General features: G+C 65.1%; 24 protein-coding genes. 14 read left to right on the forward strand and 10 right to left on the reverse strand.

Annotated elements, in window-relative coordinates; translation table 11 throughout:
* Nucleotides 1–62: 62 nt before the first annotated feature.
* Nucleotides 63–1,190 carry an alkene reductase gene (locus N2605_RS31120; RefSeq protein WP_036021039.1) on the reverse strand — a complete coding sequence of 376 codons (1,128 nt, stop codon included), beginning with the start codon at nucleotides 1,188–1,190 and terminating at the stop codon, nucleotides 63–65.
* 234 nt (nucleotides 1,191–1,424) lie between these two features.
* Entirely contained in the window at nucleotides 1,425–2,921 is a 1,497-nt protein-coding gene (locus N2605_RS31125; RefSeq protein WP_260344739.1) for an aldehyde dehydrogenase family protein, read from the reverse strand.
* A 181-nt stretch (nucleotides 2,922–3,102) separates the two neighbouring features.
* On the opposite strand from N2605_RS31125, the gene N2605_RS31130 reads away from it, so the two are divergent.
* The 6 genes from N2605_RS31130 (at nucleotide 3,103) to N2605_RS31155 (ending at nucleotide 9,249) form a co-directional block, all read left to right on the forward strand.
* A complete protein-coding gene (locus N2605_RS31130) occupies nucleotides 3,103–3,948 on the forward strand; it encodes an SDR family NAD(P)-dependent oxidoreductase (protein ID WP_260344741.1) in 846 nt (281 codons plus the stop codon).
* Between the two features lie 124 nt (nucleotides 3,949–4,072).
* Nucleotides 4,073–4,882, forward strand: coding sequence for a crotonase/enoyl-CoA hydratase family protein (locus N2605_RS31135; protein WP_260344742.1), 810 nt, complete (start codon nucleotides 4,073–4,075; stop codon nucleotides 4,880–4,882).
* A gap of 10 nt (nucleotides 4,883–4,892) precedes the next feature.
* On the forward strand, nucleotides 4,893–6,776 hold the full coding sequence (locus tag N2605_RS31140) for a feruloyl-CoA synthase (RefSeq protein ID WP_036021034.1): 1,884 nt from the start codon (nucleotides 4,893–4,895) through the stop codon (nucleotides 6,774–6,776).
* A gap of 26 nt (nucleotides 6,777–6,802) precedes the next feature.
* On the forward strand, nucleotides 6,803–7,564 hold the full coding sequence (locus N2605_RS31145; protein WP_036036313.1) for an SDR family NAD(P)-dependent oxidoreductase: 762 nt from the start codon (nucleotides 6,803–6,805) through the stop codon (nucleotides 7,562–7,564).
* 23 nt (nucleotides 7,565–7,587) lie between these two features.
* Nucleotides 7,588–8,007 carry an acyl-CoA thioesterase gene (locus N2605_RS31150; RefSeq protein WP_212260090.1) on the forward strand — a complete coding sequence of 140 codons (420 nt, stop codon included), beginning with the start codon at nucleotides 7,588–7,590 and terminating at the stop codon, nucleotides 8,005–8,007.
* Nucleotides 8,008–8,097: 90 nt separating this feature from the next.
* The gene (locus tag N2605_RS31155; protein ID WP_225126599.1) at nucleotides 8,098–9,249 is read left to right on the forward strand and encodes an ABC transporter substrate-binding protein; all 1,152 of its coding nucleotides are present in this window, start codon (nucleotides 8,098–8,100) and stop codon (nucleotides 9,247–9,249) included.
* A gap of 260 nt (nucleotides 9,250–9,509) precedes the next feature.
* On the opposite strand, the gene N2605_RS31160 is transcribed toward N2605_RS31155, so the two are convergent.
* On the reverse strand, nucleotides 9,510–10,238 hold the full coding sequence (locus N2605_RS31160) for a glutathione S-transferase family protein (RefSeq protein WP_036021027.1): 729 nt from the start codon (nucleotides 10,236–10,238) through the stop codon (nucleotides 9,510–9,512).
* 38 nt (nucleotides 10,239–10,276) lie between these two features.
* The gene (locus tag N2605_RS31165; protein ID WP_260344751.1) at nucleotides 10,277–10,552 is read right to left on the reverse strand and encodes a hypothetical protein; all 276 of its coding nucleotides are present in this window, start codon (nucleotides 10,550–10,552) and stop codon (nucleotides 10,277–10,279) included.
* A gap of 112 nt (nucleotides 10,553–10,664) precedes the next feature.
* On the opposite strand from N2605_RS31165, the gene N2605_RS31170 reads away from it, so the two are divergent.
* Nucleotides 10,665–11,363: a helix-turn-helix transcriptional regulator gene (locus N2605_RS31170; RefSeq protein WP_025033709.1), complete on the forward strand. Its 699-nt coding sequence runs from the start codon at nucleotides 10,665–10,667 to the stop codon at nucleotides 11,361–11,363.
* A 5-nt stretch (nucleotides 11,364–11,368) separates the two neighbouring features.
* The gene (locus N2605_RS31175; RefSeq protein WP_035997229.1) at nucleotides 11,369–11,683 is read left to right on the forward strand and encodes a YkgJ family cysteine cluster protein; all 315 of its coding nucleotides are present in this window, start codon (nucleotides 11,369–11,371) and stop codon (nucleotides 11,681–11,683) included.
* Here N2605_RS31175 and N2605_RS31180 read toward each other — a convergent pair.
* Together N2605_RS31180 and N2605_RS31185 are read right to left on the reverse strand one after the other, a co-directional pair.
* A complete protein-coding gene (locus N2605_RS31180; protein ID WP_260344757.1) occupies nucleotides 11,680–12,078 on the reverse strand; it encodes a hypothetical protein in 399 nt (132 codons plus the stop codon). The two genes, N2605_RS31175 and N2605_RS31180, sit on opposite strands and share 4 nt — an antisense overlap.
* Nucleotides 12,079–12,357: 279 nt before the next feature.
* On the reverse strand, nucleotides 12,358–12,705 hold the full coding sequence (locus N2605_RS31185; protein ID WP_050995827.1) for a DUF3307 domain-containing protein: 348 nt from the start codon (nucleotides 12,703–12,705) through the stop codon (nucleotides 12,358–12,360).
* A gap of 403 nt (nucleotides 12,706–13,108) precedes the next feature.
* Here N2605_RS31185 and N2605_RS31190 point away from each other — a divergent pair, with 403 nt between their 5' ends.
* From N2605_RS31190 to N2605_RS31200, 3 genes are all read left to right on the forward strand, one after another.
* Nucleotides 13,109–14,554 carry a TAXI family TRAP transporter solute-binding subunit gene (locus N2605_RS31190; RefSeq protein ID WP_225156646.1) on the forward strand — a complete coding sequence of 482 codons (1,446 nt, stop codon included), beginning with the start codon at nucleotides 13,109–13,111 and terminating at the stop codon, nucleotides 14,552–14,554.
* Between the two features lie 290 nt (nucleotides 14,555–14,844).
* A complete protein-coding gene (locus tag N2605_RS31195; RefSeq protein ID WP_035997220.1) occupies nucleotides 14,845–15,063 on the forward strand; it encodes a hypothetical protein in 219 nt (72 codons plus the stop codon).
* Between the two features lie 123 nt (nucleotides 15,064–15,186).
* Nucleotides 15,187–15,972 (forward strand): enoyl-CoA hydratase/isomerase family protein, encoded by a 786-nt coding sequence (locus tag N2605_RS31200; RefSeq protein WP_036021024.1) that lies wholly within the window; start codon nucleotides 15,187–15,189, stop codon nucleotides 15,970–15,972.
* Nucleotides 15,973–15,979: 7 nt separating this feature from the next.
* On the opposite strand, the gene N2605_RS31205 is transcribed toward N2605_RS31200, so the two are convergent.
* Entirely contained in the window at nucleotides 15,980–16,624 is a 645-nt protein-coding gene (locus N2605_RS31205) for a glutathione S-transferase family protein (protein WP_035997331.1), read from the reverse strand.
* 86 nt (nucleotides 16,625–16,710) lie between these two features.
* Here N2605_RS31205 and N2605_RS31210 point away from each other — a divergent pair, with 86 nt between their 5' ends.
* Both N2605_RS31210 and N2605_RS31215 read left to right on the forward strand, forming a co-directional pair.
* The gene (locus N2605_RS31210) at nucleotides 16,711–17,691 is read left to right on the forward strand and encodes a helix-turn-helix transcriptional regulator (RefSeq protein WP_260344759.1); all 981 of its coding nucleotides are present in this window, start codon (nucleotides 16,711–16,713) and stop codon (nucleotides 17,689–17,691) included.
* 137 nt (nucleotides 17,692–17,828) lie between these two features.
* A complete protein-coding gene (locus N2605_RS31215) occupies nucleotides 17,829–18,077 on the forward strand; it encodes a hypothetical protein (RefSeq protein ID WP_035997328.1) in 249 nt (82 codons plus the stop codon).
* Nucleotides 18,078–18,133: 56 nt separating this feature from the next.
* Here the strand turns inward: N2605_RS31215 and N2605_RS31220 are convergent, their stop codons facing one another.
* The 3 genes from N2605_RS31220 to N2605_RS31230 all read right to left on the reverse strand — a co-directional run bounded on the left by N2605_RS31220 (nucleotide 18,134) and on the right by N2605_RS31230 (nucleotide 21,077).
* Nucleotides 18,134–19,081 carry a fatty acid desaturase gene (locus tag N2605_RS31220; RefSeq protein WP_225139412.1) on the reverse strand — a complete coding sequence of 316 codons (948 nt, stop codon included), beginning with the start codon at nucleotides 19,079–19,081 and terminating at the stop codon, nucleotides 18,134–18,136.
* Nucleotides 19,082–19,096: 15 nt separating this feature from the next.
* Nucleotides 19,097–20,113, reverse strand: coding sequence for an alpha/beta fold hydrolase (locus tag N2605_RS31225; protein ID WP_260344762.1), 1,017 nt, complete (start codon nucleotides 20,111–20,113; stop codon nucleotides 19,097–19,099).
* Between the two features lie 160 nt (nucleotides 20,114–20,273).
* Nucleotides 20,274–21,077, reverse strand: a complete 804-nt coding sequence (locus N2605_RS31230; RefSeq protein WP_260344764.1) for an MBL fold metallo-hydrolase — start codon at nucleotides 21,075–21,077, stop codon at nucleotides 20,274–20,276.
* Nucleotides 21,078–21,256: 179 nt separating this feature from the next.
* On the opposite strand from N2605_RS31230, the gene N2605_RS31235 reads away from it, so the two are divergent.
* Nucleotides 21,257–22,456 carry an MFS transporter gene (locus tag N2605_RS31235; protein WP_035997203.1) on the forward strand — a complete coding sequence of 400 codons (1,200 nt, stop codon included), beginning with the start codon at nucleotides 21,257–21,259 and terminating at the stop codon, nucleotides 22,454–22,456.
* Nucleotides 22,457–22,653: the final 197 nt, after the last annotated feature.

Genomic DNA, 22,653 nt, shown 5'->3' on the forward strand with positions numbered 1-22,653 from the left:
GTCCAGGTATGCGGCCCGATGGATTCCGGGTTCGCGACTTCGTCGCGCCCCGGAATGACAGATCAAGCCGGCGTCAGCTCGTCATACACCGGATAATCCGTGTACCCCTTCTCCTCGCCGCTGTAGAACGTCGCGCGATTATACGGCGTGATCGGGTAGCCGTGCTCGAGACGACGCGGCAGATCAGGATTGGAGATGAAGATGCGGCCGAAGGCGATGATGTCCGCATGTCCGTCGGCGATCGCCGCATTCGCGGTCTCCCCGGTGAAGCCGCCGGCGGTCATCAGCACGCCGCTGTAGAGCGGACGGAACAGCACCATCGCCGATGGCACGTTCTGCCAGTTGACCTCGGCGCGGCCCGAGCCGCTGGAGCGCGGTTCGATGAAATGCAGGTACGCCAAACCCAGCTTCTCGAGCGCCTTCACGACATGGGTATAGAGCGGCATCGGATCGGGCTCGCCGGAATCATTGGCGATGCCGTAGGGCGACAGCCGCACAGCGACACGGTTCGAGCCCCAGACGTCGATCGCGGCCTGAGTGACCTCGAGCAGAAGGCGCGCGCGGTTCTCGATTCCGCCGCCATATTGATCGGTGCGCTGGTTGCTGCGCGATTGCAGGAATTGCTCGAGCAGATAGCCGTTGGCGCCGTGGATCTCGACACCGTCGAAGCCGGCGGCGAGCGCATTCTTGGCACCCTGCCGGAACGCCTCGACGATGCCCTTCACCTCATCAGTCTCCAGCGCGCGCGGCGTCTCGTAGTCGGCGATCTTTCCGTCGGCCGTCATCGCCTTCATGCCTTCGGCCTTGATCGGAATTGCCGAGGCCGAAACCGGCAGCTCGCCGCCGTGGAAGGAGGAATGAGAGACGCGGCCGACATGCCAGAGCTGGAGAAAGATGATGCCGCCCTTGGCGTGCACGGCATCCGTCACCTTGCGCCAGCCCGCGACTTGCGCCTCCGAATAGATGCCGGGTGTCGCCGGATTGCCGCGGCCGTGCGAGAGCACCGGCGAGGCTTCGGCGATGATCAGGCCGCCCTTCGTCGCACGCTGGCCGTAATATTCGGCGTTGAGTGGCCGCGGCGCGAAAGTGTCGCGCTCGGCCCGCATGCGCGTTAGCGGCGCCATCGCGACGCGATGCGCGAGCTGGTAGGGACCGACCTGCAACGGCTTGAACAAGGCTTCGAATTTCATGTGGTCCCCGGATGTCTTTGAAAGGATGCAGATGATTGTGAGGGAGACTGACCGCCTGAAGGCGGTGGTTGTTCTCCCTCTCCCCGTTCTTACGGGGAGAGGGTTGGGGTGAGGGGCTGCCTCGGCAATCGCGGTGAGAGTGGACTCGCGGAGAGTCCCCCTCACCCGGAATCCGCGCGTTGCGCGAATTCCGGCCTCTCCCCGCAAGCGCGGAGAGGCGAAGGAGAGCCGGCCTTACGCCGTCTTGATCCAGACGGCCTTCACGTTGAGATATTCCTCGACGTGCTGCTTGCCGGATTCGCGGCCGTAGCCGCTCATCTTGTAGCCGCCGAACGGCACGGCCGGATCCATCGCCTGGTAGCAGTTGACCCACACCGAGCCGGCACGCAAGCGTTTCGCCACCGCATGGGCCTTGCTGACGTCGCGCGTCCACAGACCGGAGCCGAGGCCGAACGTGGTGTTGTTGGCGCGTTTGACCAGCTCGTCCATGTCCTTGAACGCGATTGCGGAGATGACGGGGCCGAAAATCTCCTCCTGCGCGATGCGCATGTTGTCCTCGACACCCGCGAACACCGTCGGCGAGACGAAGAAGCCCTTCGACAGCGCGCCTTCGGTGACACGGCCGCCGCCGGCAAGCGCCCTCGCGCCCTCCTTCTGGCCGATGTCGAGATAGCCGGTGACGCGCTCGAGCTGCTGCTCCGAGACGAGCGGCCCGATCTGCACGTTGGGATCGAGGCCGTTGCCGACCTGCAGCTTCTTGCCGAACTCGGCGACGCGGCCGACGAATTCGTCATAGATCGAGTGCTCGACGAACAGGCGCGTTCCGGCGCTGCAGATCTGCCCTGAATTGGCGAACACCGCCATCGCCGCGCCGGGCACGGCGGCGTCGAGATCGGCATCGGCGAACACGATGTCCGGCGACTTGCCGCCGAGCTCGAGCGAGACGCGCTTGAGGTTGCCGGCCGAGGCACGGATGATCGACTGGCCCGTGACATGCGAGCCGGTGAAGGCGACCTTGTCGACGTCGTGATGCGAGGCGAGCGCCGCGCCCGCGGTCTCGCCATAGCCGGGCACGACGTTGATGACGCCGGGCGGGATGCCCGCTTCCATCGCGAGCTCGGCGATGCGCAGCGAGGTCAGTGGCGCCTCTTCGGCGGGCTTGAGCACCACGGTACAGCCGGTCGCGATCGCCGGTCCGATCTTCCAGATCGTCGCGGTCAGCGGTCCATTCCACGGGATGATGGCGCCGACGACGCCGATCGGCTCCTTCAGCGTGTAGGAGAATATCTCGCCGGGTAGCGAGTTCTCGATGGTCTCGCCGTGGATCGCGGTGGTCTGGCCGGCGTAATAGCGCAGCATGCCGACGGCGCGCAGGCGGTAGGCACGGGTGCGGCTCAGCGGCGCGCCCATGTCGAGCGTGTCGAGCTGCGACAATTCGTCGAAATTCTTCTCGACGAGATCGGCGAGCCTCAGGAGCAGGTTCTGCCGCTCGAACGGCTTGACCTTGCTCCACGGGCCTTCGAAAGCGCGACGCGCGGCCGCGACCGCACGATCGATGTCTTCCTTGTCGCCTTCGGCAACGGCTGCGAGCAGCTCGCCGGTGGCGGGATTGCGGGTCTCGAAGCGCTTGCCCGAGGCTGCATCGACCCACTTGCCGTCGATCAGCATCTGCTTGTAGGACCCGTTGGCGAACGGATGGCGCGTGATCGGAATAGCCTGCGACACAGCCATGGCTGCACTCCCTGTCAGGTGATTGATTGGTTCGATCTGGGCGGGATCGTTCGGCCGAGGATACAGCCGCGCCTGATAGGCGTAAAGGCAGCGGGGAACGAAGACCTCCCATGCCGACTTGTGCAGGGTCGCACGGCTGCCATGCTATAGCTCGGCTGAAGGCTTTCCACGGAGACGCTCGATGTCACATCCCGCCATCGTCAAGGACAATGTTGCCGTGATCACGGGTGGCGCAGCCGGCATCGGATTTGCCGCCGCCGCGGCATTTGCGCGCGCTGGAATGAAGGTGTGTATCGCGGATGTCGACGAGACACGCTTGGCAGAAGCTGCAACAAAATTGTCATCCGTAACATCGGCCGCAAACTTCATGACCTCGGCCGTCGATGTCAGCAGGATCGAGAGCGTGACGGAACTCGAGCGCGCCGTCCACGAGCGGTTCGGCGGCGCCGACGTCCTCATGAACAATGCCGGCATTCAGCCCGGCAGCACCTTGTTCGACGCGCCGGACAATTGGCAACGCATCATCGCCGTTAACATGTGGGGCATCATCAACGGCTCGCGCATCTTCGCGCCAAACATGATCGCCCGTGGCAGGCGCGGCCTCATCATCAACACCGGTTCCAAGCAGGGCATCACCACGCCGCCCGGCGATCCCGCCTACAACGTCTCCAAGGCCGGCGTGAAGGCCTTCACCGAGGCGCTCCAGCACGAGTTGCGCAACACGGAGGACTGTCGCGTCACGGCACACCTGCTGATCCCGGGCTTCGTCTTCACCGGCCTGACCGCAAAGGGCCGTACCGAGAAGCCGGCCGGCGCCTGGACGCCGGAGCAGACGGTCGATTTCATGCTGGCGCGGCTGGAGGCCGGCGACTTCTACATTCTCTGCCCGGACAATGACGTGCCGCGCGCGCTCGACGAGAAGCGCATGCTCTGGGCGGCCGGCGACATCGTCGAGAACCGCCCGCCATTGTCGCGCTGGCATCCGGATTATGCCGATGCGTTCGCGAAGTTTGTGGCGCGAGAGTAGGCCTGCACCGCTCTCGCTCGCCCCGGGTCTCGCGGAGAGGGTGGGGTCACGGCCACCTGGCCTTGCCCCACCTTGACTCCCCCAAAATTCGTTATACAACATAACTATTCTGACAAGGACGCAAATGACACAAGGAAACGCCGAGACCGCGAATGCGGGTCCCTCCGGGCTTTTGAAGATCGAGCGGGCGGACCGGGTTCTGACCGTGGGTCTGAACCGGCCGGCCAAGCGCAATGCGCTCAATGACGGCATCATCCTGGAAATCGGCGAGTGTTTTGCGAACCTGCCCGAGGATATCGGCGCGGTCGTCATCCACGGTATCGGCGACCATTTCTCCAGTGGCCTCGACCTCTCCGAGCTGACCGAGCACGACGCCACCGGCGGGCTCCTGCACTCCCAGATGTGGCACCGGGTGTTCGACCGCATCCAGTACAGCCGCGTGCCCGTGATCGCAGCGCTGCGGGGCGCCGTGATCGGCGGCGGGCTCGAGCTTGCCTGCGCGGCCCATATCCGCGTCGCCGAGCCCTCGACCTATTTCGCGCTGCCGGAGGGGCAGCGCGGCATTTTCGTCGGCGGCGGCGGCTCGGTGCGGCTGCCGCGGCTGATCGGCGTTGCCCGGATGATGGACATGATGCTGACGGGACGCGTCTACAGCGCGACTGAGGGCGCGTCCTACGGCTTTGCGCAATATCTGACGGAGGCCGGCAACGGGCTCGGCAAAGCGCTGGAGCTTGCGACCAAGGTGGCGTCCAACGCCCCGCTGACGAATTTTGCCGTGCTCCAGGCGCTGCCGATGATCGCGGAGGCCAATCCGCAGACCGGCCTGTTGATGGAGTCGCTGATGGCCACTGTCGCGCAGAGCGACAAGGAGGCCAAGCGGCGGATCCGCGAATTCCTCGAGCACAAGACCGCGAAGGTGAAGCCCAAATCATGAGCGTAAAGTCATGAGCGCCCAGCCGTCCTCTTCCGGCATCGAGCGCGGCGCGAGCAATTTCCCGCTGCGGCCCATCTCGTTCGGCGATCCCGTCGTCAACATCGAGCGGCGCGACGACGGCACGATTTACCTGCGGCCAAAGCAGCCGCTCGGCGACTATCCGGTCCGCATCACCGACCGCCTGCATCATTGGGCCACGACGACGCCGGACCGCGTCTTCATGGCCGAGCGCGAAGGCGGCCGCGGCTGGCGCAAGATCACCTATGCCGAGCTGCTCACCGCGAGCCGTCACATCGCCTCCGCATTGATCCAGCGCGGCCTGTCGGCCGAGCGGCCTGTCGTCATCCTCTCCGGTAATTCGATCGACCACGCGCTCCTGGCGTTCGGCGCGTTCTATGCCGGCGTTCCGTTCTGCCCGGTGTCGCCGGCCTATTCGCTGGTGTCGAAGGATTACGGCAAGCTGTCCTATCTGATGAAGCTGCTCACGCCGGGCCTCGTCTTCGCCGACGATGCCGACAAGTTCGCCGATGCGCTCGCCGCCAACGTCTCGCTCGGCACCGAGATCGCCGCGTCCTATGGCCACGTGCCGGGCCGCGACGTCACCCTGCTGGCCGATCTGATGGCGACGCCGATCCGTGGCGATCTCGACGACGTTCACGGCAGGATCGGCCCCGACACGATCGCAAAATTCCTGCTGACCTCGGGCTCGACCGGCAATCCCAAGGCCGTCATCAACACCCAGCGCATGATCTGCGCCAATCAGGTGATGCTGCGCGAGACGCTCGCCTTCCTGAAGGACGAGCCGCCGGTCATCATCGATTGGCTGCCGTGGAATCACACCTTCGGCGGCAATCACAACATCGGCCTGACGCTCTACAACGGCGGCTCGATGTATCTGGACGCCGGCAAGCCGGTGCCTGGGGGCATCGAGGAGACCGTGCGCAATCTCCGGGAAATTTCACCGACGGTCTATTTCAACGTGCCCAAGGGCTACGAATCGCTGCTGCCCTATTTGCGCGACGACCAGGGCCTGCGCGCCAAGTTCTTCGACCGGCTGCATGCGATGTTCTTCTCGGGCGCGGCGCTGTCGCCGTTCGTCTGGGACAGCCTCGACGAGCTCGCGGCGAAGGAGAAGGGCTATCGCGTGCCGATGCTGACCGGTCTCGGCGCGACCGAGACCGCGCCGTTCTTCATGTCGGTCAATCCGCGCACCAGCCGCTCCGGCCATGTCGGCCTGCCCGTCTCCGGCAACGACGCCAAGCTGGTGCCGAACAACGGCAAGCTGGAAGTGCGCGCCAAGGGGCCGAACGTGATGCCTGGCTACTGGCGCCAACCCGACATCACGGCAAAATCCTTCGACGAGGAAGGATTTTACAAGATGGGCGATGCGCTCAAGCCCGCCGATCCCGATGATTTCAACGCCGGCTTCGATTTCGACGGCCGCGTCAGCGAGGACTTCAAGCTCGCGAGCGGCACCTGGGTCAGCGTCGGCCCCTTGCGCGCGCGCCTCACCGCGGCCTGCGCGCCCCTGGTGCGCGACGTCGTCATCGCCGGCATCAATCGCGACGAGATCTCCGCGCTGGTCGTGCTCGATCTCGACGGCTGCCGGCTGATCAACCCGACGCTGCCGCCCGACGATCTCGTCGTCGCGACGCGCGACCGCCTGGTGCGCGAGGCGTTCCGCGAGCGTCTGACCCGTTTCCTCGGCCAGGCCACGGGATCCTCGACACGGATCACGCGCGCGATCCTGATGGACACGCCGCTCTCGATCGACAAGGGCGAAGTCACCGACAAGGGCTCGATCAACCAGCGCGCAGTGCTGGAGCATCGCGGCGAGCTGATCGAGGAGCTCTACGCTGCCAATCCGTCGAACCGTGTGATATCGGTCACCTAGAAAAAATATCGCCAAAGGAGAACGCCATGTTGTTGAAGGATCAGGCAGCCATCGTCACCGGCGGCGCATCGGGACTGGGCGCGGCCACCGCGAGAAAGCTGGCCGCACAGGGCGCCAAGGTCGCGGTGTGCGACCTCAACACCAAGCTGGCCGAAACGGTCGCCGCAGAGATCAAGGGCGTGGCCGTCACCTGCGACGTCTCCGATGCCGCCTCCGCTGAAGCCGCGATCGCGCAGGCGACCAAGGCCCATGGCCCGGCGCGCGTGCTGGTCAATTGTGCCGGCATCGGCGTTGCCAAGCGCGTGGTCGGCCGCGACGGCCCGATGGCGCTTTCGGATTTCGACAAGGTGATCAAGGTCAACCTGATCGGCACCTTCAACATGCTGCGCCTCGCCGCCACCGAAATGTCCAAGCTGGAGCCGCAGGCGACCGGCGAGCGCGGCGTCATCATCAACACCGCCTCCGTTGCCGCCTATGACGGCCAGATCGGCCAATCCGCCTATTCGGCCTCCAAGGGCGGCATCGTCGGCATGACGCTGCCGATCGCGCGCGAGCTCGCGCAGTTCGGCGTCCGCGTGCTGACGATCGCCCCCGGCCTGTTCCTGACGCCGCTGCTGGCGAACCTGCCGCAGGAGGCCCAGGACTCGCTCGCCGCCGCGATCCCCTTCCCGCGCCGGCTCGGCCAGGCCGACGAGTTCGCCGCGCTCGCGCTGCACATGGTCGAGAATGCCTACCTGAACGGCGAAGTGGTGCGCCTCGACGGTTCGCTGCGCATGGCGCCCAAGTAGATTCGTCGAGCAAGGCCAGCCAGATGTTCGTGAACCGGCGCGAGGTCCAGATCCAGTGGGGCGATTGCGACCCCGCGAACATCGTCTACTACCCGCGCTATTTCGCGATGTTCGACGATTCGACCTCGACCCTGTTCGAAGCCGCCGGCTTCTCCAAGCAGGACTTGGTCCGCAAATACGGCCTGGTGGGCATCCCGATGGTCGACACGCGGGCCAAGTTCTACATCCCCTCGACCTATGGCGACTGGATCACCATCGAGACCAGAATCGAGAGCATCAAGCGCTCGAGCTTCGAGGTGAAGCACAATGTCTACAAGGGCGAGGCGCTCGCGATCGAGGGTTTCGAGACCCGCGTCCTGGTCGGCCGCGACCCTGATAACCACGACAAGCTGAAATCCGCACCATTCCCGGCGGAAATGGTAGCCAAGTTCACGGGGAGTTAAGTCCGGAGCTAAATCGCCGCATCACCAAAAGACGGGGCTGAATTACCCCGCGATTTCTGCTTTCAGATAAACACGTCAAGGGAGGAATAGATGAAACGCTTTTATTTAACCGCTGCCATCACTGCGGCTGCGCTGACCCTGCCGGCATTGCCCGCGCTGGCCCAGACCAGCGAAGTCACCATCGGCATCACCACGACCACGACCGGTCCAGGTGCGGCACTCGGTATTCCCGAGCGCAACGCGCTGGAATTCGTGCCGAAGGAGATCGGCGGCGTGCCGCTGAAGGTGATCGTGCTCGACGACGGCGGCGATCCCACCACCGCTACCACCAACGCCCGCCGCTTCGTCACCGAATCCAAGGCCGACATCATCATGGGCTCGGCGCTGACGCCGCCGACCATCGCGGTCTCCAACGTCGCCAACGAGGCCGGTATCCCGCACTTCGGTCTGGCGCCCTTCCCGATCACGCCGGAGCGCATGAAGTGGTCGGTGGCGATGCCGCAGCCGATTCCGATCGTCGGCAAGGTGCTGTATGATCACATGAAGGCCAAGGGCGTGAAGACGCTCGGCTACATCGGCTATTCCGATTCCTACGGCGACCTCTGGTTCAACGATTTGAAGGCGCAGGCCGTGCCGATGGGGATGACGATCGTCGACGAGGAGCGCTTCGCTCGTCCCGACACCTCGGTGACCGGCCAGGTGCTGAAGCTCGTCGCCGCCAATCCCGACGCCATCCTGGTCGGCGCCTCCGGCACCGCGGCCGCGCTGCCGCAGACCGAGCTGCGCGAGCGCGGCTACAAGGGCCTGATCTACCAGACCCACGGCGCGGCCAGCATGGACTTCATCCGCATTGCCGGCAAAGCAGCGGAAGGCGTGCTGATGGCCTCGGGTCCCGTCATGGCCCCCGAGGAACAGCCGGACAGCGCGCTGACCAAGAAGCCGGGCCTCGCGCTGAACTCCGCCTACGAGGCAAAGTACGGCCCCAACAGCCGCAGCCAGTTCGCCGGCCATTCCTTTGATGCGTTCGAGATCCTCAAGCGCGTCATTCCGGCGGCGTTGAAGACGGCCAAGCCCGGCACGCCGGAATTCCGCGAAGCCATCCGCCAGGCGCTGCTGACGGAGAAGGAGCTGGCGGCGAGCCAGGGCGTCTACAACTTCACCGAAAAGGACCGCTACGGCCTCGACGAGCGCTCGCGCATCCTGCTCACGGTGAAGGACGGCAAGTACACGCTGGTGAAGTAGGCGTCGCCAAGATTCGAGACAACGAGAGCCGGCCCACTGGGCCGGCTCTTTGTTTTGGTTAGTGGAGTGAGCTGCAGCTCCGGCACCGGTGCGCCCCCTCTCCCGCTTGCGGGAGAGGGTTGGGGAGAGGTGCCTCCGCGTTGCGACCCTCCGAGACTTACGGAGAAAACCCCCTAGAGGAGAAAACCCTCACCCGGCGCTTCGCGCCGACCTCTCCCGCAAGCGGGAGAGGTTGCACGGAGTCAGCCGATGCACCGCGGCTACGCCGCCTGCCGTAGCGGCGTCCAGGCGAATTCCGGATAATAGTCGTCCATCATGCGGTCGACATAGGCGGTGAGGTTCGGAAATCCCTCGGCCCGCTCGCGCAAGGCGGATTCGAAGAACGGTGAGAGGACGCCGGCGAGCATACCGAACGCAGTGGCATCGACGCCGCAGGGCCTGTTGCCCATCAGGAAGGCTTTGTCGCCGAGCTGCACCGACAGCGCGAACAGCGAACGCACGGCAAGATCGACGTCGTCATCCGGCGCATGGCGGCCGAGGCCAGAGAGCAGATAGTTCTCGGCGACGCGGAATTGAGCGTCCTCGCGCAGCTTCTCGCGATTGTGCTCCGGCGCACCGTCGAAGAAATGCGCGGGCCCCTTGGCGAAATTGACCGGATCGACCCAGCGCGCGCCCACCAGCGCCCAATAGACGTGGTGCTCGATCATGCGCTCGAACGCCCAGGCCTGCGCACGCTCGGCCAAGGTGAGGCCGGCATCGAAATCGAAGCCGTAGCGGCGCTCGATATGGGCCCGGATGAAGGTGGAATCGGCCACCGCCTCGCCGCCATCGTCGATGAAGGGCAGCTGCCCCTTGGGCGAGGCCGGCGGCATCGCCCGCTCTTTCCGATAAGGCAGTCCCGCCATCTTGAGCTGCACCTCGGTCTTGGTGACGAAGGGGCTGATTTCCGGCAGGCCGAAGCCGGCGCCAAAGCCGTAAAGCGTGATCATGCAAGCTCTCCTGAACCTGTCGAACGAGTGGAAGGAACCTAGCGGCCGGCTGCTGCCACCATGGTGGCAGCAGCCGTGATATCTTCTGCGAAGCGGGCCCCGCGCCAGGCGCGGCCCATCAGATGGCGGACCAGCGCATCCGCGGCATGGTTCAGCGAGCGTGTCACCACGCTTGCGAGCGCAAATCGGAGATCAACGACCATGAGATCGAGCGGAACGAGGCGGCCAAACGCCCAAGCCCGCAACATTTGGCCGTGCCACAGCTGCGCCCGCCACAGTGGACCGGCCTGGCCGAAATGGGTTGGAATGATCATGGACAAATCCTCTTCAGTCGATGTGTTGTCCCGGTATAGAACCCCCCTGCTGCCAACATCCTGTCAGCAGCCGCGCGCCGATTTCTGATCCGTCGTTCGAAAGAGAATTGACATGAGACGCGCCGACCGGCTGTTTCAAATCATCCAGGTGCTAAGGCGCACGCGTAAGCCGCTGACGGCAGACGCGATCGCGGCCGAGCTCGAGACTTCGAAGCGCACCATCTATCGCGACATCGCAACCCTGATCGGCCAGCGCGTGCCGATCCGCGGCGAAGCCGGCATGGGTTACATCCTGGAAAAGGGTTTCGACCTGCCGCCCCTGATGCTGACGCCGGACGAGATCGAGGCGGCCGTGCTGGGCGCGCAATGGGTCGCAGGCCACGCCGATTCCGCGCTGGCGCGCGCGGCCGAAGACTTGATGGCCAAGATTGCCGATACCGTCCCGGAGCGCCTGCGCCCCTTCGTACTGGAGCCGGCGAGCCGGGCGCGTCCGAGCTGGAACCGGGAACCGGACCGCCTGGACATGGCGCGCACCCGGACCCAGATCCACGAAGGCAAGAAGATCATGCTGCGCTATCGCGACGAACAGGGCCGCCCCAGCGAGCGCATGATCTGGCCGATCTCGGTCGGCTATCTCGAAGCCGTGCGGCTGCTGGCGGCCTGGTGCGAGCTGCGCGGCGACTTCCGCAGCTTCCGCACCGACCGCGTGGTCGAGGCGACCTATCTCGACGAGAAATATCCGGAACGGCGCGACGTGCTGCGCGCGAGATGGCGGCAGAGCCTGGTCTGGGGTCCGCCGAAGGACACGTGAGAACGATGGACGAGACCGAGCTGTCGAGCTGTTGCCAGGGCTGCGGCGCCTGCTGCGGCTATTCGCAGAACTGGCCGCGCTTCTCGATCGAGAGCGACGAGGAGCTTGCGCTGATCCCGGAGGCGCTCGTCAACGACCGGCAATCGGGCATGCGCTGCGAGGGCGATCGCTGCGCGGCATTGCAAGGCGAGATCGGAAGGATGACGGCCTGCGGCATCTATGACGTGCGGCCGGAGGTGTGCCGCACCTGCATGCCTGGTGACGCCGAATGCGCGATGGCGCGGCGGAAGTTCGGCCTGCCCGTTATCGAGGCCGCTTAGGCGGGGACGGCTTCGCCGATCTCGTCGTCGAGCTCGTCATCGAGCGGTGCGAGCACCGAGAGCGGCTTGGTCGACAGCGTGATCGGCTTGCGCCCACCCGTCAGCGACGGCGAAGCTTTCGCGGTGCCTTCGCGCGACAGCGCGAAGAGCGTCGAGCCGACGCGGCCGCCATTCTCGATCAGGTCGCGCTCGCTGCAGCTCGCTGCGATCGCGACCGCCAGCGAGTGCAAATGGCTACGGCGGTAGCAGAACAGCGCCAGCCTGGCGCGCACGTCAGGGGAAACACTCTCAACCAGCCTCGGCAGGCCACTCTCACTGGCGCGATACATCTCGCCAAGGAGCTCGTCGCGGACCGGGCAGAAATCGCTTTCAAAGGCGTCGCGGCTTGAAAACATTGCAGTTCTCCCTCGTGTGAGGAAGATGCAGCGCAATTCTCTAACGAAAGGTTAACCACGCTGCCCGGTAGTCACCCGGGGTGGTTGCGCGTCGGCCGCGAATCGGTGGGACGCCTTGGTGGGGTTTTCAAAGTCTTCCGCGGCGTCATGGCCGGGCTTGTCCCGACCCTTCACGGAAAGCCAGGAGGCACGAAGAACGTGGAGGCCCGGGACAAGCCCGGGCATGATGATCCCTCGTGCTGATGGCGATTGCCTCCCCGAAAGGCCCAAAGGCGACCTTCAGTTCGCCGCCATGAAGATCGCGAGGCCGAAGCCGGTCAGGTGGTGCAGCGCCTGGTCGACGCCGATCAGGGTCCAGAACCAGGGATGGGCGAGGTCGACGCCGAAATTGGCGGAGACGTATCCCTTGGCGCGGTCGATCGTGATGTGGATCAGGAAGTCGAAGAAGGCCACGAACCAGAATCGCGGCGCCACGATCACGATCAGCGGCAGCGCGACGGCAAGGTGGACCAGGCAGTGCACCAGGAGCGGCAGGGCCCAGCCATGCTTCTGATCCTTGCCGTGCGCCATCCAGGCGGTTTGAAGAACGAAATCGGCGATGACGTGCTTGAAGGTGAGCAGCAACATCCAGCCAATGAGCGCTTCAACCGGAATCGCCGATGACATGGGTGGAAACGACAAAGCTGACGCCCTCATTGACGTGACGAGAAGAATTGGAGCGTTCAGCGCAACTTCTTCTTGGACCGGTCAAATCGCCGGGACGCGCAATTTATGACATCTCCCGCGGCGGAATGCAGCCGGGTGGAACCGGAAAATCGCCAAGTGTGGCTAACCGGTGATAGGATGGCCAATCGCCGCGGACATATCGACTAAGGTTACCTCCGGCTCGAAATTTGCATTCCGCTGCCTTCGCGCTATCATCGGCGATCGGGAATATCGTTCTTTTTTCAGGCGTTTACGAATTACCGGGCCCGCCGCGCTTCCAAGCCACGCGCCGCCGCCAGCCAAACGATAAGGCCAGAGTGCCGCCATGAGTACCGAAGGCCCCATCGCATCGCCGACCATGCCGCCGCCCCGGCGCCCCAAGGTGATCAAGACCAACCAGCAGCAGGTTCTCCTCTACGTCGTGCTGACCCTGCTGCTGTCGTTCGCCACCGTCTGGGCCGGCCGCACGCTGGTGCACAATTCGGAGACGCTGACCTTTGCCGTCGGCGGCCCCAACAGCGATGAGGCGCTGTTCGCGGCCAAGCTCGCCGCCCTCCTGAAGAACAACGCTTCGCGCTTGCGGATCAACATCGTCAACAACGCCGACAATGCCAAGGCGCTCGCGCAGTTCGACCGCAGGCAGGCCGACCTCGCCGTGCTGCGCACCGACGCCAAGGTGCCGCTGCGGGCGCGCACGCTCGCGATCCTCGAGCACGATCTCGTGCTCCTGCTCGGTCCCGGCAACAAGAAGATCAAGTCGCTGGCCGAATTGAAGAAGAAGAAGGTCGCGGTCGTCGCCGAGAACGAATCCTCGCTCGCCTTCGTCCGCAGCATCCTCGACGTCCCCGATGGCCCTGAGGCTGCGAAGATCCAGATGGCGCCGCAGGGCGCGACGCTCGACAAGCTGTTCGCCCCGGCAAACGGCTTCAGCGCGGTGATCGCGATCGTCCACGCCTCGAAGGCGGTCCGGGACAAATCCTATGAGCAAGCCGCCAAGCGCGGCGGCTTCACACTGAACACCATCGAAGAAGCCAAGACGCTGGCGCGCAAATTTCCCGGCATTTCCGATGAGACCGTGACAGCCGGCTCGGTGTCGACATCCCCGCAGATTCCCGACGACGATCTCGACACGATCGGTCTCGAATGGCTGCTGGTCGCGCAATCCCGGATGTCCCCAAGCACGGCCGGCGAGCTCGCCCGCATCGTCTACGAGAACAAGGCGGCGCTCGGGCTCGACAACGGCTTTGCCACCAGGATCGAGCCGGCCTCGGTCGAGAAGGACGCCTTCGTGGTCGCGCATCGGGGCGCCGCCGACTACATCAACGACGACACCAAGTCGTTCGTGGATAAGTACAGCGACCTGATGTATCTGGGCGTCGCGGCGCTCAGCGTCATCGGGTCGATCTTCGCCGCGATCTACGCCAAGATCACCCGCATCGCGCCGGAGAAGGCCAGCGAGCTCTCGACCGCCATCCTCGACATCGGCGAGCGGATCGAGCACGCCCATTCGCTGGATCAGCTCGAATGTCTCCAGGATGAGCTCGAGACCATCTTGCGCGGTGCCGTCATCGGCCTCAGGGACGGCACGATCAGTACCGACGGGCTCGACACCTTCAAGCTCGGCTACGAATTCGTCCGTGACGAGATCGGCATGCGCCGCGACTATCTGAAACGTCATGCCGGCGAAGCCGACAAGACGGTACGCGATGCCGGCCCGGCTCCGTCGGACGATAGCAATGTCGTGGTGGTGAAGACCGCCCAGAGCGCCTGACCCCGCCGGATTGAGCAACCCACCCACCACGCTCGTGTCCCGGACATGCCGCAATGCCGAAGGCGTTGCGGCGCTGAGCCGGGACTCAGAGCCGCAGTTTCCGCTGCTCGATGGGCCCCGGCTCTGCAGCGCATCATCACAGCGCGTCGAAGACGCGCGTAAACGCGCTTGTGGTGCTGCGCTGCGTCCGAGACGAGAGTGAGGCTATGCTCCCGACCGATCGCTGCCGGTCGTCTGGAACCCTGCCCACCCGCAACCGTTGGTTTCCGGTTGCAACCGGAGAACGCGGCATGCGTGCACTCCTCATCATCCTCCTTCTGGCAATGCTGGCGGCGGCCGGCTACTTCGCCTATTCCGCAATGGCGGTCGAAGGTGAGCCGATCCCGACGGAAGGCTATGTGGCACTGGCGCTGGGCGCGGGGTTTTCCGTCATTGTCGGCGTCGGGCTGATGGTGCTGCTGTTCTTCAGCAGCCGCCGCGGCTACGACGAGCCGCCACATTTCAGGTAAGGCACCCCGCCAGGGACGGCGGCGTGGACGGCAGGCCCGCTGCAGCGGCGCGGCAAACGACCGGCGCCGTCGTTGACGGCCTCCGCCCGGGCGGGCACTTTGGCGCCGACAACGGAGACGAGAATGTCGGACACAGCCGACGCAGCATCTAGCCCCCTGCTCGAAATCATCGGCGCCCGCGCCACCATCCGCCTCAACCGGCCGAAACATCTCAACCGGCTGCAGGCGGAGGATCTCGACGAGCTGACGAGACTGTTCGACCGGGTCGAGGCCGATCCCGATATTCGCGTGCTGGTGCTGACCGGAACCGGGCGCGCCTTCTCCGCCGGCTACGATCTCAATTCGGTCGCGGAACGCGCCGTCAGCGCGGGCGAGCAGCAGAGCGCGGGCTCGGCCTTCGAGGCCGTCGTCAACCGGCTCGAGGATCTCGGCGTGCCGACCATCTGCCGGCTCAATGGCGGCGTCTATGGCGGCTCGACCGACCTCGCGCTCGCCTGCGATTTCCGCGTCGGCGTCGATACCGCGGAAATGTTCATGCCGGCGGCGCGGCTGGGGCTGCACTACTACCCGAGCGGCATCAAACGCTACGTGACCCGCCTCGGCGTCGACAATGCGAAAAAGCTGTTCCTCACCGCGCAGAAGATCGACGCCCCGGAGATGCTGCGCATCGGCTATCTCACCACAATGGTGCCGCTGGAATTCCTGGACGAGGAGGTCGACACGCTCGCTGCGATCCTCGCCGGCAACGCCCCCCAAGCGATGCGCGGCATGAAGCGCGCGATCAACGAGTTCGCCCGCGGCGAGCTCGATGAAGGCGCCGCCGACCGGCGCCACCGCGACAGCATGCGCGGCGACGAGATCAAGGAAGGCATCAAGGCGTTCGCCGACAAGCGGGCACCGCGATTTTGACGCCCTCTCATCCACCCGCCGCGGCGGCATGCTGCGCCGCCATCTCCGCATCTGCGGCATTGATGCGCTGGAACGCCGGCCGCGCCGTCATGCGCTCCGCATAGCGGACGAAGACATCCTTCTTCGGCACGATGCCGAACATCATGGTCCAGCTGAACGCGACGCCCCACAATACGTCGGCCGCCGTCATGCGCTCGCCGAGCAGATAGGGCCCGTTCGCCAGCTGGGCCTCGAGCGCACCCAGCATCGTATCGTAATCGGCATAGGGCGATTGCGTGATCGGCGCCGGCTCTCGCTGCATGAACTTGTCGATCAAGGCCGGCTCGAACGACGACCCATAATAGGCGATCCAGCGCAGATAAGGCCCGCGCAACGGATCGTTCAGGGCGGGGGTCAGCCCCGCTTGCGGGAACAGGTCGGCGAGATAGATGGTGATCGCGACCTGCTCGGTCACCAGCGCCTCGCCGTGGCGAATCGCCGGCACCTTGCCGAGCGGGTTGAGGGCGAGATAGGCGGGCTTGCGCTGATCGCCGGCCTTCATGTTGAGGACATGGAGATCGTAAGGTGCCCCCAGCTCCTCGAGCAGCACGCGCGTGCCGGTGGCGCGCGTCTGCGGCGAATAGAACAGGGTGATGCGGTTCGGATCGGTCATGGCAGTCTCCATCTGGCCGGCTGGCGATGGCGCCGCTTGTAGCGGACCATACCTGACATCTTGTGTCAGGTATGGTCTAAGGGATCATGCGCGCGAGCCGGATGCTGTCGATCCTCACCACCCTCCAGGCCAGGGGACAGGTCACCGCGCCCGAGCTCGCGCAGGCCTGCGAAGTGTCGGTGCGCACGATCTATCGGGACATCGACGCGCTCGCGGCGTCCGGCGTTCCCGTTTATGCCGACCGCGGCGCGGAAGGCGGCTATCGGCTGCTCGACGGCTATCGCGTGCGGCTGAACGGGCTGTCGCAGAGCGAGGCGGGCGCGTTGTTCCTGGCGGGATTGCCAGGCCCGGCCGCCGCACTCGGGCTCGATGCTGCGATGATCGCCGCCCAAAACAAGCTGATGGCGGCACTGCCACCGAATTTGCGTGAGGATGCCGGGCGGATGCAGGAGCGTTTCCACCTGGACGCGCCCGGCTGGTTCGGTGAAGCGGAAGACCCGAAGCACCTGCGCACCATCGCTGGCGCTGTGCTGCGCGGGACGCTGATCAGGATTCGGTACCAGAGCTGGCGATCCGAGAAGCAGCGCCGCGTCGCGCCGCTCGGCCTCGTGCTGAAGGGCGGCAGCTGGTATCTCGCAGGACAAGTCGACGGCAGCGTGCGCACCTATCGCGTCGCACGCGTGCTCGACTGCACAGCCCTCGGCGACCGCTTCGATCGTCCGGCCGGCTTCGACCTCGCCGCCCATTGGCGGGCCGCGACGCTGCGGCTCGAAGCGGAGATGCACCCCAATGTCGCGATCGTCCGCCTGTCGCCGTTCGGCGTGAAGCTGCTCGACGCGCTCAGCCAGCCCTATGTCAAGGCACGCACGCAGCTCGAGGAGACAGCCGATGCAGACGGCTGGCGCATTGCGCGCGTGCCGGTCGGAAAGACATCGTGGCATGCCGCGGCCGAACTGCTGCGGCTCGGCCCGGAAGCCGAAGTCCTTGAACCGGCCGATCTCCGCGACAAGATGGTCGAGCTGACGCAGGCGATGGCCGCGCGGTATCGCGCGGCGCGGAAAGCCTGATCGCGGCGCATTCTGCCGCAGCCGACGAAACATTCCTGAAACACGATTCTTCCCGCTTGCCATGAACGCGATCGCGTCTCGTCTCGACGGAAATGCAGGGACGCAACAATGGCCCTAGCGCCGAATGGAGAATGAAGATGTTTCGTAAGCTTGCACTTGGTCTGATCGCCGCCGGCACGCTCGGCGTTGCCGCTCTCGCCCCCACCGCGGCCTCGGCCGGCGGCTTCCATCACCATCATGGTCATCACCACTGGGGTCCCGGCTGGGGCTTTGGCGGTATCTACCTCAACACCGGCGTCAGCAATTGCTATCAGGAGCGCCTGGTCCGGACCCGTCACGGCCTGCGCGTGCGCGTCGTGAACGTCTGCGCCTACGGGATCTACTGATATCTCGATATCACGACAAAGCTCCGGTCGCACCGCGGCCGGAGTTTTGCGTTGAGCTAGCCGGCCTGCCGCTGCCGGCGAAACCAGGCCCAGGTCTCGCGCGTCGTTCTGATGTAGCCGCGGCCGCGATGGACGATCTCGCCGTCGACGATCGCGTTCAGCTTCGGCAGGGCGTGAAAGGGGATCGAGGGATAAGCGTGGTGCTCGACATGATACGGCATGTTCCACGCGAACCATTTGACGATAGCACCGGTGTAAGTCGTGCGGGTGTTCTGAAAGGCGCTGCGGGTGCGGTCGCAACCGGTATGCTCGGCGTAGAGATAGGGCCGCAGGAAGAACTGCCCGATCACGAGCGGCACGATCCAGACCCAGAGCAGCAGCGCTGAAGAGAACCACAGCGACAGCGCGAGCAGCAGGGCGTAGAGCGCGACATAGGCGCGCGCCTCGGCAACGATGGTGCTGCGCTTGCTCTCGGGAATCCATGGCACGACGACCTTGCCGGTGATCGCGTGGCCGAGCATCAGCCGCAGACGGCCGGCGACCTGGAGCAGGCCGCTATAGGCGAGCGCAAGCTGGGTGTCGGACGTCGGCTTCACGCCCACGATCAGCTCGGGATCCCTTTCCGGGTCCTGCGTGTAGCGATGATGGTCCCAGTGAAACAGACAGTAATATTCGTAAGGCAGCCCGATGATGAACGCCGAGAGATAGCCGACGCCGAGATTGAGGCCCCGGCTCCTGAATGCCGTCTTGTGCGCGGTCTCGTGCACCGCCATGAACAGGAAGGCAACGACATAGCCCTGCACCACCATCAGCGGCAGCGCCCAGAGCGCGCCCCAGCTCGACGAAACCGTCCAGATCAGCACGCCCACCAGCACAATCACGCTGTAATGGCCGAGGCTCTGCACCGCACCTCTGATGTTGGAGCGAACCGACAATTCGCGCAGCGTGGTGGGCGTCAGGGGCTTCAGGCGATGGCCGGCGTCCGGAATGGTTGCGTCGCTCATGGTCGGTTGCGTGCCCTACTTGCGGAGAAGCTCGGCGATCTCGGCCTTGATGAAGGCCTGGTCGCGGGGATTGTTGATGGGATTGCCGGCGCGATGGCCATGCAGCGACGGGATCGGATGCAGCACCGCCGATTTCGCGTTGACGAGCTTGCCGAGTTCGTCCTCGTTGTCGTGCACGTCGAAATAGCGGTCAGTCGCGCCCGGCATCAGCAGCATGTGGGCCTTGATCGCCGCCAGCGCGCGATCGAGATCGCCGGCGAATGCCCCACACCGACTGATGTCGCCACGCTGCCAGATGCCGATCTGCGCCAGAAGATCGTTGGCATCGCGCCGCGCGAAGGTCGCATCCCAGGCGCGGACGAGATAATCCTCGAGTGAAGTGAAGCCGGCCTCGCGCCAGAGCTCGTCGCGGTAGAAGCCGTGCGACATCGCCCAGCCGGCATAGACGCGTCCCATGGCGCGGTAGCCGGCGACGGGTTTTTCGAGGAAACGACCATCGCGGAAGGCGGGATCGGCCGTGAGCGCGGCCTTCACGCTTTCAAGGAAGACGTAGTTGTAGGGTGCGCAGCGGGCGCTGCCGCAGACGACCGCGGCGCGCTCGACCATGTCCGGATGCAGCGCCGACCAGTGATAGGCCTGCATGCCGCCCATCGACCAGCCATAGACCAGCGCAAGCTTCGAGATGCCAAAGCGCTCGGTGAGCAGCCGGTGCTGGACCGCGACGGCATCGTGATAGCTCACTTCCGGGAAAGGCGCGGGCGTGTTCGAGGGCGACGACGACAGGCCGTTGCCGAACAGGTTCGGGATGATGATGAAGTAGTGCGTGGGATCGAGCACGCCGTCGGGCCCGATCAGCCATTCAATGTCGGTGTGCTGGGCGCTGAACGAGGTCGGATAGAGAATGACGTTGTCTTTGGCCGGGCTCAGCGTGCCGTAGGTCTTGTAGGCGAGCTTCAGCGCGGGAAACACGGACCCGAATTGGAGCGTGACGTCGCCAGCCTCGAAGATGTCGTAGCCGCGCTGCGCCGTCATGCACTCAGCTCCCGCTCACGGAGGCCGCTAGACCTCACGGCTTCTTCGATGCATCGATCATGCCGGCTCCCGCCAGATGCGCCGTTTGCGCCCGATCTTATAATGTACTTATAGTACACTAATTAGAGGCCGGCAAGATAAATCCGATCCGCAACCCGGCTCAGGCGATGGCCGCGAGATAGCGCGCGACCGACGCAGCAAACGCCGCCTTGGCACCGCTGGCGATGTTGCGGCCCCACCAGGCGCCATAGATCCGGTCGAAGGCGAACGGCTCGACGGCTGACGCAATCCGCCGCACCGCGGCGGCGTTGAGCGGCATGTAGTTCGGATAGGAATACATGAAGCTGACGAAGCGCCGGTCCATCGTCACCTGCGCGATATCCCCCGTGAGCAGTGCACCCTTGCCGTCCGCACCACGCGCATAATGCAGCACGGTGGCGCCGGAGAAGTGGCCTCCGGTGCGAAGCAGCAGCACGTCGCCGGAGAGGCGATGGCTTTCGCCGGTCCAGTGCACGATCGCCGGATGAGGCCGCGTGACAAAGGCGCGATCGTCGGCGTGCAGATAGACCGGCACGCCACCGAACCTGTCGCTCCAGTCGGCGACCGCGCCATAGTAATGCGGATGCGAGATCGCGATGGCCTTGAGACCGCCGAGTGCTGTGATGTGATGGATGGCCTCGTCGGTCGCGAGCGGAATGCAATCCCACATCACGCAGCCGTCGCCGTCAGGCACCAGCAGCGCTCGCTGCCCGATGGCAAAGCTCGGCTCCATGCCGATCCCGGTCAGGCCGAGATCGTCGCGCCCCACCAGTCGGTGCTTGCGCGCGAGCTCCTCGCGCGTGAGGAAAGCTTGACCGTCCCAGCCGACGAACTGGCGCTCGTCCTCGCAGATCGGACAGGCCGCAGGGGGTTTTCCGCTATCCGGGAATTGAGCGCCGCAGGTTGCGCAGGTCCAGAGGGGCATCGCGCTGATCCATCATGATCCAGTCTTGCAAGACATGACGTCGCACTCGCCGGATCGCAAGAGCAACCGGAACCAACGGGTTGAGAGCAGGTTAAGTTCTGGTCCGCCCGGGCACCCGCCCGCCGAGTCCGCATCATGCGAGATCCGATTCGATCGGCAGCATCAAGTTCAGCGTCTCGATGACATCTCGCCCTTCAACGTCTCGCATCTGGCCCCTGTTCGCGCTCAATTTCTTCATGGCCGACATGCAGTCGGGCATCGGGCCGTTCGTCGGGGTCTTCCTTCAGGAACGCGGCTGGGCGACCGGCCTGATCGGCACGGCAATGACGATCGGCAACGTCGCGGGCATGCTGGTCACGACTCCGATCGGCGGCTTCATCGATTCCAGCCGCAACAAGCGGCTGTGGGTGATCATTCCCGGCATCTGCGTCGTCTCGGCGTCTGCAATCATCCTGATCTCGCAAAACTTCTGGGCGGTGACGTTCTCGCAAGTCGCGCAATCGCTGGCGAGCGCCGCAATCGTGCCGGCCGTCACGGGCATCACGCTCGGCATCGCCAAGCAGAAGGGCTTCAATGCGCTCAACGGCCGCAACCAGGCGTACAACCACGCCGGCAACATGGTCGGAGCCGCGCTCTCAGGCTATCTCGGCTACAAGTATGGCTATTTTGCCGTGTTCGCGCTGGCGGCCCTGTTCGGCGCCATCGCCATCGCTTGCGTGCTGATGATTCCAGCCAAGGCGATCGACGATCGCGCCGCGCGCGGCAGCAAGGAGGACGATTCCAAGGCGCCGCCGGATGCGATGACGATGCTGCTGAAGCACAAGGCGCTGCTCGTGCTGGCTCTCGCCCTCGCGCTGTTCCACCTCGGCAATGCCGCGATCGTGCCGCTGTACGGACTTGCCGCGGTCGCCGAGGGACAGGCCAACGGCCCGAGCTTCGTCGCAACCACCGTGGTGATCGCACAGGGCGTGATGATCGTGACCTCGCTGATCGCGATGAAGGCCGCGAGCAAGCGCAACTACTGGCCGATCATCTTGGTCTCCTTCATGTTCCTGCCCATCCGGGGCGTGCTCGCCTTCTTCGTCACGGGATGGTGGGGCGTCGTGCCGATGCAGGTGCTCGACGGCATCGGCACCGGGCTTCAGACGGTTGCCGTCCCCGGCATGGTCGCGCGCTCGCTCAACGGCACCGGCCGCATCAATCTCGGCCAGGGCGCCGTGATCACCGTGCAGGGCGTCGGCGCGAGCCTCAGCCCGGCTCTCGGCGGCTGGATCGCGCAATGGATCGGCTATGGGCCGACCTTCCTGCTGCTCGGCGGCTTTGGCCTGGCGTCGATCGCGCTGTGGCTGGCCTTCAGTGCGGCGGTGAAGAAGTATTGAGGTTCTCCGGCGCCTGGCGGTCGCGGCGCAGCGTGCTCGATTTGCCCAATAAGGAGGCTGCGGCACCTCGTCGCTGGCTCAGCGCGTAGGTGCGAGTGGTTTTTCGCGCAATCTGGCGCTTTTCTAGTTGCCGCATCCCCGGCGCGCCGACGAAAGTGCGGACCGCAATGAATCGGCAATAGGCGTTCCGGCGATCG

It is taken from the genome of Bradyrhizobium yuanmingense, from assembly GCF_025200905.1.
Classification (GTDB): Bacteria; Pseudomonadota; Alphaproteobacteria; order Rhizobiales; family Xanthobacteraceae; genus Bradyrhizobium; species Bradyrhizobium yuanmingense.